General features: G+C 54.4%; 10 protein-coding genes and 1 pseudogene. 10 read left to right on the top strand and 1 reads right to left on the bottom strand.

The window, feature by feature from the left end:
* The 8 genes and pseudogenes from WIH05_RS12635 to sigE form a co-directional block, all read left to right on the top strand.
* Positions 1-102 (top strand): annotated as a pseudogene (locus WIH05_RS12635) (phospho-N-acetylmuramoyl-pentapeptide-transferase); the annotation flags it as partial.
* Positions 103-111: 9 nt separating this feature from the next.
* Positions 112-1,464, top strand: coding sequence for a UDP-N-acetylmuramoyl-L-alanine--D-glutamate ligase (gene murD, locus WIH05_RS12630; RefSeq protein ID WP_262427658.1), 1,353 nt, complete (start codon positions 112-114; stop codon positions 1,462-1,464).
* A complete protein-coding gene (locus WIH05_RS12625) occupies positions 1,446-2,669 on the top strand; it encodes a putative peptidoglycan glycosyltransferase FtsW (RefSeq protein ID WP_022273830.1) in 1,224 nt (407 codons plus the stop codon). The genes murD and WIH05_RS12625 overlap by 19 nt, the downstream gene beginning before the upstream one ends.
* A 69-nt stretch (positions 2,670-2,738) precedes the next feature.
* On the top strand, positions 2,739-3,992 hold the full coding sequence (gene murA, locus WIH05_RS12620) for a UDP-N-acetylglucosamine 1-carboxyvinyltransferase (RefSeq protein WP_215653631.1): 1,254 nt from the start codon (positions 2,739-2,741) through the stop codon (positions 3,990-3,992).
* 54 nt (positions 3,993-4,046) lie between these two features.
* Positions 4,047-4,820, top strand: a complete 774-nt coding sequence (locus WIH05_RS12615) for an FtsQ-type POTRA domain-containing protein (RefSeq protein ID WP_215653630.1) — start codon at positions 4,047-4,049, stop codon at positions 4,818-4,820.
* Positions 4,821-4,936: 116 nt separating this feature from the next.
* Complete coding sequence (gene ftsZ, locus WIH05_RS12610; RefSeq protein ID WP_337425466.1) at positions 4,937-6,127, top strand: cell division protein FtsZ; 1,191 nt, start codon at positions 4,937-4,939, stop codon at positions 6,125-6,127.
* Positions 6,128-6,491: 364 nt separating this feature from the next.
* Positions 6,492-7,277: a sigma-E processing peptidase SpoIIGA gene (locus WIH05_RS12605; RefSeq protein ID WP_022273148.1), complete on the top strand. Its 786-nt coding sequence runs from the start codon at positions 6,492-6,494 to the stop codon at positions 7,275-7,277.
* 12 nt (positions 7,278-7,289) lie between these two features.
* Positions 7,290-8,030 (top strand): RNA polymerase sporulation sigma factor SigE, encoded by a 741-nt coding sequence (gene sigE, locus WIH05_RS12600; RefSeq protein WP_158359350.1) that lies wholly within the window; start codon positions 7,290-7,292, stop codon positions 8,028-8,030.
* A 72-nt stretch (positions 8,031-8,102) separates the two neighbouring features.
* On the opposite strand, the gene WIH05_RS12595 is transcribed toward sigE, so the two are convergent.
* Positions 8,103-8,789 carry a hypothetical protein gene (locus WIH05_RS12595; RefSeq protein ID WP_022273146.1) on the bottom strand — a complete coding sequence of 229 codons (687 nt, stop codon included), beginning with the start codon at positions 8,787-8,789 and terminating at the stop codon, positions 8,103-8,105.
* Positions 8,790-8,936: 147 nt separating this feature from the next.
* Here WIH05_RS12595 and WIH05_RS12590 point away from each other — a divergent pair, with 147 nt between their 5' ends.
* Together WIH05_RS12590 and WIH05_RS12585 are read left to right on the top strand one after the other, a co-directional pair.
* A complete protein-coding gene (locus WIH05_RS12590) occupies positions 8,937-9,848 on the top strand; it encodes a DegV family protein (RefSeq protein ID WP_158359346.1) in 912 nt (303 codons plus the stop codon).
* Positions 9,808-10,668, top strand: an 861-nt coding sequence (locus tag WIH05_RS12585; RefSeq protein WP_337425465.1) for a histidine kinase dimerization/phospho-acceptor domain-containing protein, incomplete at its 3' end; no start/stop codon positions are given. The genes WIH05_RS12590 and WIH05_RS12585, both read left to right, overlap by 41 nt.

Below are 10,668 nucleotides of genomic sequence, written 5' to 3'. Positions count from 1 at the left end.
CATCATCACTTTGAACTGTGCGGATGGTCTGAAACGAGAGTCGTCGCCGTATTTTCCATCATCACGGCAATCCTTTGTCTGGTTGCTTACTTAGGATTATAGCAGGGAGGAATATTCATGTCACAGAAAGTATTAGTTGCCGGAACCGGCATCAGCGGGATCGCAGCGGCAAAGCTTCTTCTGGCCCAGGGCGGGGAAGTGGTATTATATGACGGAAATGAGAAGCTTTCCGCCGAGGAATTAAAGAAAAATTTTGATGAGGGCGCAAAGGTCTCCGTGATCTTAGGAGAACTGAAGAAGCTGGATCTTTCCGGCGTGGAGCTCTGCGTCATCAGTCCGGGTATCTCCCTGGAAGCACCCTTTGTGGCTGTTCTGGACGAGGCCCGGGTCCCCATCTGGAGCGAGATCGAGCTGGCCTATCACTGTTCCCAGGGAAAGCTCATCGCCATCACCGGAACCAACGGAAAGACCACCACGACAGCCCTGACCGGCGAGATCATGAGGCATTTCTTTAACAGCGTATTTGTAGTTGGAAATATCGGTGATCCCTATACGGCCCATGCCAGGGAGACCACGGAGGAATCGGTGACGGTGGCCGAGGTCTCCAGCTTCCAGCTTGAGACCATTATGGAGTTCCATCCCAATGTTTCGGCCATCACCAACATCACTCCGGACCACCTGGACCGCCATAAGACCATGGACTGCTACATCCAGGTAAAGGAGGGGATCGCCAGGAACCAGACAGAAGAGGATTCCTGTGTATTAAATTATGACGATCCGGAGCTCCGTGCCTTTGGTTCCACCTTAAAGAGCAAGGTGATCTATTTCAGCCGGAGGGAAAAGCTGGACCAGGGCGTATATATGGACGGCGACAGGATCGTATACCGCCACGGCGGAAAGACGGAGCCTGTGCTGGATGTCAAGGATCTCCAGATCATCGGCGGCCACAACCATGAAAATGTGATGACAGCTGTGGCCATCTCCCTCCAGATGGGCGTGCCCATCCCTGTGATCCGCGAGGCCTGCATGGCCTTTAAGGCGGTGGAGCACCGGATCGAGTTCGTGCGGGAGCGGTTCGGAGTCACCTACTATAACGATTCCAAGGGGACCAACCCGGATGCGGCCATCCAGGCCATCCGCGCCATGCCGGGGCCCACGCTGCTGATCGCCGGAGGCTATGACAAGCATTCGGAATATGACGAGTGGATCGAAAGCTTTGACGGAAAGGTGCGGTATCTGGTGCTTATCGGCCAGACCAGGGATAAGATCGCCGAGTGTGCAAAAAAACATGGGCTCACGGATATCATGTACGCAGAGGATATGCAGGAGGCTGTCCAGGTCTGTGCCTCCTACGCCAATGCCGGCGATTATGTGCTGCTTTCTCCGGCCTGTGCAAGCTGGGGAATGTTTAAAAATTATGAAGAGCGGGGGCGGATCTTTAAGGAATGCGTGAACAATCTGTAAATGACCGCAGAAGGGCCGGGCATCCGGAGCAGAGGGGACGGACGGAAGCCAGCCGTCCCCAGCCCCAGCCCAAAAAGAAAAAGCCCAGGCGTTTTTATGATTACAGCCTGCTGTTTACCATCATCTTCCTGACCGTGTTCGGCCTGGTGATGATATACAGCTCCAGCTCCTACAACGCCCAGGTCCTGGGCCAGGGACCGGCCTATTATATGAAACGGCAGGGATACATAGCTCTGGCAGGCTTTGCGGCCATGCTGGTCATTTCCAAGATGGATTACCACTTTTTTGCGAAATTTACCGTTCCGGCCATCGTGGTATCCTATATCTGTATGTTTCTGGTGAATTTCACCAGCCTGGGGATCAAGGTCAACGGACAGAAGCGGTGGCTGGGGACCAGGTCCGTGCGGTTCCAGCCCACAGAGCTTGTAAAGGTGACGGTGATCCTGGTGCTGGCGGTGGTGATCACCCGGCTGGGGAAAAAGATCGATGAGTGGAGGAGCTGGGGAATGCTGATCGTCCTGATCGCCCCGCTGGCCCTGATGGTCATGGCCAATAACTTAAGCTCCGGCCTGATCATCGTGGGCATCGGCTTTGTGATGATGTTCATTGCCTGTAAGAAAAAATGGATCTTCATCCTTTCCATGGCGCTGGGGGCGGCAGTGTTCATTTTTGCGCCCATGATCGCTATGGGCCTGGAAAAGGCCGGGATCCTGGAATCCTACCAGCTGAGCCGGATCCTGGTGTGGAAGAATCCGGAGGCGTATCCCAGGGACGGAGGCTACCAGGTGCTCCAGGGGCTTTACGCCATCGGCTCCGGAGGCCTTCTGGGCAAGGGGCTGGGACAGAGCATCCAGAAGCTCAGCTTCCTTCCGGAGCCCCAGAACGATATGATCTTTGCCATCATCTGCGAGGAGCTGGGCCTGTTCGGGGCCATATCGGTGATCCTGATCTTTTTATTCATGATCTACCGTTTCATGCTGATCGCTGGAAATGCGCCGGATCTTTTTGGGGCCCTTCTGGTGGTGGGAGTCATGGCCCACATTGCCATCCAGGTGATCTTAAACATTGCCGTGGTGACCAATGTGATCCCCAATACGGGCATCACTCTGCCGTTCATCAGCTATGGAGGCACCTCGGTGCTGTTCCTCATGGTGGAGATGGGCATGGCTCTCAGCGTGTCCAACCAGATAAAGCTGGAGAGATAAGGATAAGGAGGAACACCGGGCCTGTCCGCTGCATAGGATACTGTATAGCATGCATCTGGGGGGATCCGTTTGTCTGCAATACAGATCCAGGGCTTAAGGCCCTTAAAGGGAACCGTTGGGATCCAGGGTTCCAAAAATGCGGTGCTGCCCATGATGGCGGCGTCTCTGCTGGCCGATGGCGTCACCGTGATCCGTCATGTGCCGGAGATCGAGGACGTTTTTTCCATGATGGGGATATTGGAAAGCCTGGGCTGTAAATGCAGCCTGGAAAAAGGAGTCCTGACGGTGGATACAAAAGCATCGTCCGGCCACAGGATCCCCGAGGAATACGTTGGGAAAATGCGCTCGTCCTGTCTCCTTCTGGGACCGCTCCTGGCGGGACGGGGAGAGGCGGTGACGTATTATCCCGGGGGCTGTGTCATTGGAAAGCGGCCCATCGACCTGCATCTGTACGCCCTAAAGCGGCTGGGGGCTTCCTTTTTTGAGGCTGGAGGCATGATCCTGGCCCGGGCAGACCGGCTCCGGGGAGCCAGGATCCGGTTTTCCTATCCCAGCGTGGGAGCCACGGAAAATGCTATCCTGGCGGCTGTGACCGCAGAGGGAGAGACAGAGATCGAAAACTGTGCCAGAGAGCCGGAGATCATGGAGCTCTGCCGGTTCCTGGCCGCCATGGGAGCCAGGATCCGCGGCGCAGGGAAGAGCCGGATCGCTGTGGAGGGCGTAAGGCGTCTGTATCCTGCGGAATTTTTTCTGGGCGGGGACCGGATCTGTGCCGGAACGTATCTGGCGGCCGCCGCCATGACGGCGGGAGACGTGACCGTTATGGGAGCGGAGCCGGAGGACCTACGGGAGCCGGTTTACATTTTAAGGCGCATGGGCGCTGACATATCCATAAAAGAAAGAGAAAAGGAGATCCGTCTGCGGATGGATCAGAGGCCCGGTCCTGTTTCGCTCTGTACCGGTCCCTATCCGGGATTTCCCACGGATCTCCAGTCGGTCTTCCTGGCGGCGGCCTCTGTGGCCTGCGGGGAGAGCCGGATCACAGAAACCGTTTTTGAAGCCAGATTTGCGGCGGCGGCCCTGCTGCGGCAGTTTGGAGCCAGGATCCGTATAGAGGGACAGACGGCCGTGGCCCTGGGAACGTATCCCTTAAGGCCCGGGATCGCAGATGCGCCGGATCTGAGAGGCGGGGCGGCCCTGGTGCTGGCAGGCCTGGCGGCAGACGGCCTTTCGATCATTGGGAGCTGCCGGCATATCCAGCGCGGCTATGAGGATCTCTGCCGGGATCTTGGGAGCCTGGGCGCGGAGATCTGCTGGCTCTAGGAACTTCATGACAGCCGGATACCGGCCAGACAGGATGGGAGTACAGGTAATAGGATGAGGAGAAGAAGAGGATACGCGGGCTATGGCTACCGGAGGAGAAGGAGAGGAAAGAAGGTCCTGGCAGTGGCAGGGATCCTTCTTGGGATCCTGCTCCTTCTGGCTGCCCTTGTTTTTGCAGTCCGCATTAAGGAGATCAAGGTCACGGGAAACAGCCACTATACAGAGGAGCAGGTCATCGATCTGGTCCTTGGCGGAAAATGGTCCAGAAATTCGGCGTTCTGTTATTACGAGAACCGGTTCAGGGAGCATAAATCCATCCCGTTCATCGAGGAATATAAGATCGAATTCAAGAGCCCCACAAAGATCGAGATCGTGGTCTTTGAAAAAAGCGTGGTAGGCTACGTTTCGTATATGAGCAGCTATATGTATTTCGATAAGGACGGCATCATCGTGGAGAGCTCTGTGGAGCAGCTTCCAGGCGTGCCGTGGATCACAGGACTGGATTTCGGCCATATTATCCTGCACCAGCCCCTTCCTGTGGCAGATCCCGATACCTTTGGGGAGATCTTAAATCTGACCCAGGTGCTGTCGGTCCATGAGGTGAAGGTGGACAAGGTGGATTATCACAGCTCCATGGCAGGAGCCGGGGAGATCCGGCTCCATATCGGCGATGTGGTGGTGGAGCTGGGGGATTCTGAGGATCTGGACGGAAAGGTAACGGAGCTTTCCGGCATCCTTCCGGAGCTTTCCGGGCTTTCCGGCACCCTGTATCTGGATACCTATGACGAAACCAACAGTACGCCCACATATACCTTCAAAAAGAAATAAAGTTTGTGAAAATAATAGTTGATATTTTTTCAAAAATCAAATATGATATATGTTAGATTAATTTGGACTATTTCCGCAAAAGAAACGCAGTGGAAGTTTAAAAGGAGGAGACGTTCTTGTTAGAAATAAAAATAAATGAGGCAGAGAATGCCGCAAGGATTCTTGTGATCGGTGTCGGCGGCGCCGGAAATAACGCAGTAAACCGCATGGTGGAAGAGAATATCCTGGGAGTAGAATTCATCGGGATCAATACCGATAAGCAGGCGCTCCAGTTCTGTAAGGCCCCCACGGCCATGCAGATCGGCGAGAAGCTCACAAAGGGGCTGGGCGCAGGCGCAAAGCCGGAGATCGGTGAAAAGGCTGCCGAGGAGAGCCAGGAGGAGCTGGCGCAGGCCATGAAGGGTGCGGATATGGTATTCGTTACCTGCGGTATGGGCGGCGGCACCGGTACGGGCGCGGCTCCTGTGATCGCCAGGATCGCCAAGGATATGGGGATCCTTACAGTCGGCGTTGTGACAAAGCCCTTCCGCTTTGAGGCAAAGCAGCGTATGAACAATGCCCTGGAGGGAATTGAAAACCTGAAAAATGCAGTGGATACCCTGATCGTGATCCCCAATGACCGTCTTCTGGAGATCGTTGACAGGCGGACAACCATGCCGGATGCTTTAAAGAAGGCCGATGAGGTGCTCCAGCAGGCCGTACAGGGGATCACAGACCTGATCAACGTTCCCGGCCTCATCAACCTGGACTTCGCTGATGTCCAGACCGTTATGACGGACAAGGGAATCGCCCATATCGGTATCGGTAAGGCCAAGGGCGATGACAAGGCCTTAGAGGCAGTGAAGCAGGCCGTATCCAGCCCGCTCCTTGAGACTACCATTGAAGGCGCTTCCCATGTGATCTTCAATATTTCCGGCGATATCAGCCTGATCGAGGCCAATGAGGCTGCCAGCTACGTTCAGGAGCTGGCCGGTGACGATGCCAATATCATTTTCGGCGCCATGTATGATGAAAATGCCGAGGACGAGGCTACGATCACCGTGATCGCCACCGGACTGGACGCCCACGGAGCCAATACTCCTGTGGAACGGGCCATGAAGGATTTCACCAATTATAAGCAGAAGGTACCGGCTCCCTCTGTCCAGAAACCGGTATCTCCCATGCCGAGGACTGCTGCGCCGGCAGCCGGAGAGGCAGCAGCTGCAGCAGCTCCCCAGTTAAATATCCCCAACAGCACACCGGTCTACCGTCCGGCTCATAAAGAGACACAGATCAATATTCCGGACTTCTTAAAGAACCGCAGATAGATTCTAACTTTTCAGAATGTGACAGGCGCCGCAGCTTTCAGCGGCGCCGCGTCTCCTTTGATCTTACCAGTTCACAGACGGATTCGTCATAAAAATCCAAATATAAAAGAGCAGAATAAATATAAATTCCTTTCTTGCAAAATTCAAAGACATCTGACTGTTCTGTCGGTATTTCCAGCAAAAGAGAAAACGCGGAGGCTTCACTCTGGCTTTCGCGGGAAATGAAGAAAAAAGGCGATAAATAATAAGGCTTTTCCAGAGGATCTGACAAAATATGTGGGGAGGCAGGGCTATAATAAGTTCTGCCGCAGCCGCTTTATGCCTTTATGGCTGCGGACCTTCTGCAAAAAAGGAGGGAGCGCCTTTGGAATATGAGTTTTATCTGGACTTATTTTTCCTCTGGGTCTTCTTCCTGGATCTTCTGGCCCTGTATCTGGCCTCCTGTTTAGGGAGGATGCCGATGCGGGTCCCGGGATTTCTGGCTGCAGCGGCAGCCGGAAGCGTCTGTAACTGCGTCCTTGCTGTGTTTCCTGTCCTTCCGGCAGCGGCAGAGCTTTTTCTGGCGGCAGCCGGCATCGGAAGCCTCATGTGCTGGATGGCTTTTTCTCCAGGGACGCCTGGAGAGCTCTTAAAGGCTGACGGGCTTCTGCTGGGGGCGGCCTGTATCCTGGGAGGGAGCCTGTTTTCCTTAAAAGAGATATTCTGGCTAACGGATTGGGAAAGCCTGGCGGCGGCTTCTGGAGCGGCGGTCATGGCGGGACTCTTTTTTAAGATGGCTTTAAGGGAAAAGGAACGGGGGAGGGAGCGGTTTCTGGTGAGGCTTTTTTACAGGGGAGAGCAGAGAGAGTTCAAGGCCCTGGCAGATTCGGGAAACCGGCTCCGGGAGCCAGTCTCCGGAAAGCCAGTAAGCGTGGTATACATCGGGGACCTGAAGGGCTTCTGCGATTCGGTGGACGGTGTGGTCTATATCCCCTACCGGGCCGTGGGGACCCGGGCAGGTCTGCTTCCGGCCGTGATATTCGAGAAAATGGAGATCGTATGGGAAAAAAGGACGGTGGAGATCCAGAGACCGGTGGTGGCGGTGGCCAGAGAGCCGCTGTCGGGGGACGGCGGTTTTACCATGCTGATCCCGGAGCAATTTGTGGTTTAAGGAGGAATGAAGATGATCATAAAAATCTCAGTGCCCAGCCGCTTCAGGCTGAAAAAGACGGCGACCTTTCGCACGATACTCATGCAGAACCAGGGAGAGATCCATTATATCGGCGGAGCCGACGTCCTGCCGGCGCCTCTGACCCTGGAGGAGGAGACCAGGACTCTGGCCTGCCTTGGGACTGAGGAGGAAAAGGAAGCCAGATCCCGGCTCATCGAACATAATCTGCGGCTGGTGGTCTACATAGCGAAAAAATTCGATAATACCAGCGTTGGGGTGGAGGATCTGATCTCCATCGGGACCATCGGGCTCATCAAGGCCATCAATACCTTTGATCCGGCGAAAAATATCAAGCTGGCCACGTATGCGTCCAGATGCATTGAAAATGAGATCCTCATGTATTTAAGGCGGACCAGTAAGACGAAGCTGGAGGTTTCCATCGACGAGCCTCTTAATGTGGACTGGGATGGGAACGAGCTGCTCCTTTCGGATATTCTGGGAACAGACGAGGATGTGATCTATAAGGACATTGAGGACGAGATCGAAAAGGATCTTTTAAAGAATGCCATCGACCATCTGAACCCCAGGGAAAAGAAGATCGTGGAGCTGCGGTTCGGCTTAAAGCAGCCCGACGGCATGGAGATGACCCAGAAAGAGGTGGCGGATCTTATGGGGATCTCCCAGTCCTACATTTCCAGACTGGAAAAGAAGATCATGAAGCGGCTAAAGAAAGAGATCGTCCGGTATGAATAGAAAGAGGGAGCTGCTGCAAAAGAGGTTTCTAAGGTTTCCTTTTGCAGCAGCTCCCGGAGACTGCGGTATGTATCAGGCTTTTCCGTAAAGGCGTTCGTAGATCATGTCACAGAGGGCGTCTGCATAGGACTGGTCCGGCAGATCCCTTCCAGTCACCAGGTAATCCTGGATCAGTTCAAACCGCTTCAGCTCCAGCTCTTCCCCGGAAAGCTCCGGATCCTCCATCAGAAGCTGGTCGTCCAGCCCTCTGGCAGAGTAGGTCTTTAAAAACCACTGGAGGATATCCTCCGTTTCTTTTTCCTCATCCGCTGCCTGGACCTTTAACCGGGCCGCAGATTTTTTCGAGGATACAGCCACGGCGATGGAGCCGGCGGCCATGAGGATCAGAAGGACATGGAAGAGGATGCGGGAAACGCCGTAAAGAGGCAGGGGCAGATACCCCAGGAGATTCACAGCAGCGATCAAGGCCAGTACGCCGCCCACCAGGAAAAAGGCGGAGGCAGAGGAATTCATATCCTCATAGCGCTGCTCTTTTTTCACATAGGTACCAACCGGCTGCCTGGCCGGCTGTTTTTCCATTTCTTTTGCCGCCTTCTGCATCTCTTCATACCGGAGGCGCATCTCCTGCTCCAGTTTTTCCTTTTCAGCCGCCTTCTGGGCCTGGGCCGCTTCCCTGGATTCCACAAGGGGACCGCCGCAGTCGGTGCATACGGTGACGCCCTCCACAAATTCCATATCGCATTTTGGACAGTATGGCATAATGATGAACTTCCTTTCTGCTGGTTAAAATTCATTATATAATAAAAACAAAAAAAGGTCTATACTTTCTCTGGTTTTGTGCTTCCATTTCTCGGGGAAATCGGGTAAAATGGGAGGGTATAAAAATTTTTAGAGAGGGGTCCATGTATGAAGATTGCGGTTGTGACTGACAGCAACAGCGGAATTACGCAGAAACAGGCAGAGGAAATGGGGATCACGGTCCTTCCCATGCCGTTTATGATCGATGGAGAAACATATTTTGAAGATATAACCCTGACACAGGAGGAATTTTACGGCCGGTTAAAGGGGGATGCGGATATTTCCACCTCCCAGCCGTCCCCGGCTGATGTGACCGGTCTCTGGGACCGGCTTTTAAAGGAGTACGATCAGGTGGTCCACATCCCAATGTCCAGCGGGCTTTCCAGCTCCTGTGAAACGGCCATGGCCTTATCCATGGACGAGGCCTATGAGGGAAAGGTATTTGTGGTGGACAACCAGAGGGTCTCCGTGACCCAGTACCAGTCGGTGAAGGATGCGCTGATGCTGGCCGCCCAGGGGGCTGACGGAGCAAGGATCAAGGAGCGTCTGGAGGAGACAAAGGGCGATTCGGTGATCTTTATCACAGTGGATACGCTTAAATACTTAAAAAAGGGCGGGCGGATCACCCCGGCGGCAGCAGCTCTGGGAACTCTTTTAAAGATCAAGCCGGTGCTCATCATCCTGGGTGAGAAGCTGGATGCCTTTGCCAAGGCCAGGACCATGAAGCAGGCCAGGACGCTGATGCTGAATTCCATCCAGAAGGAACTGGAGACCAGGCTCGGCGACAGCCAGTGCCAGTATTCGCATCTGGCCATTGCCCATACACAGAACGCAGAGGCGGCGGAGGAGTTCCGGAAAGAATTACAGGAAAAATATCCCAGTGCCGATATTATTGTGGCGCCGCTTTCCCTGAGCATCTCCTGCCATATCGGACCGGGAAGCCTGGCGGTGACCGCCACAAGAAAGATGGTAGAGGAATATGAAGTGGATCAGAAGCAGGATCGGGGAATTTTATCATAAGCATACGCCCAGCATAAGGGTTCCCATGCTGCTGTTCGTGGTGGCGGCCTGTATGATCCCGCTGCTTATCCAGGGACGGCTCATAGCCCAGTCCTCCAGGCAGATGCAGGTGGAGCGTCGGATCATCGACGTGCAGAACCAGTGCCAGATCCTGAGCAATAAAATGTCCAGAAACGGATATCTAGGCAATTCCGGCGTGGATACGTCGGGAACGGATACGGAGCTGTCCATGCTGGCCGATATCTTCAACGGCCGGATCCTCATTGTAAACTCCGGCTTCCGGATCGTGAAGGATACGTTTTCCCTGGCAGAGGGAAAGATCTGTATTTCCGATGAGACACTGCGCTGCTTCCAGGGCGAGACCACCAGCCGGTATGATACGGAAAAGCATTATTTTATCCTGGCGGTGCCCATTGCGGATACGGTCCAGACGGCGGATGCCAGGAAGAGTCCGAAAACGGCGGGCGTCATGCTGGTGACGGTATCCACAGAAAGCATGTTCAATATGGAGGAGGCGCTTCTGGATAAGGCATCCCTGTATCAGCTTACGGTGTTCATCCTCTGTCTGATCCTGGCGTTCTTTGCCGTCGGATTTTTCGTGAAGCCCTTCCGGGCCATTGTGAAATTCCTGGACCGGGTGGCAGAGGGGGGGCTGGATGAAGATATTGCGGAGGAATCCTACCGGGAGACAAAGCAGATCTCCAGGGCCATCAACAAGACCCTCCAGAGCCTGAAGGCTGTGGACCAGTCCAGGCAGGAATTCGTATCCAACGTGTCCCACGAGCTGAAAACGCCGATCACCTCCATCCGCGTTCTGGCC

The organism is Alitiscatomonas sp. (genome assembly GCF_037242085.1).
GTDB classification, from domain to species: Bacteria; Bacillota; Clostridia; order Lachnospirales; family Lachnospiraceae; genus Alitiscatomonas; species Alitiscatomonas aceti.
The sequence above is the reverse complement of the archived record's forward strand: the minus strand, read 5'-3'. Positions and strand labels throughout refer to the sequence as shown.

Coding starts and splice junctions, on each gene's coding strand:
- WIH05_RS12625 (WP_022273830.1), top strand. CDS start 1,446: ATGCGTGAACAATCTGTAAATGACCGCAGAAGGGCCGGGCATCCGGAG.
- WIH05_RS12615 (WP_215653630.1), top strand. CDS start 4,047: ATGAGGAGAAGAAGAGGATACGCGGGCTATGGCTACCGGAGGAGAAGG.
- sigE (WP_158359350.1), top strand. CDS start 7,290: ATGATCATAAAAATCTCAGTGCCCAGCCGCTTCAGGCTGAAAAAGACG.
- WIH05_RS12595 (WP_022273146.1), bottom strand. CDS start 8,789: ATGCCATACTGTCCAAAATGCGATATGGAATTTGTGGAGGGCGTCACC.
- WIH05_RS12590 (WP_158359346.1), top strand. CDS start 8,937: ATGAAGATTGCGGTTGTGACTGACAGCAACAGCGGAATTACGCAGAAA.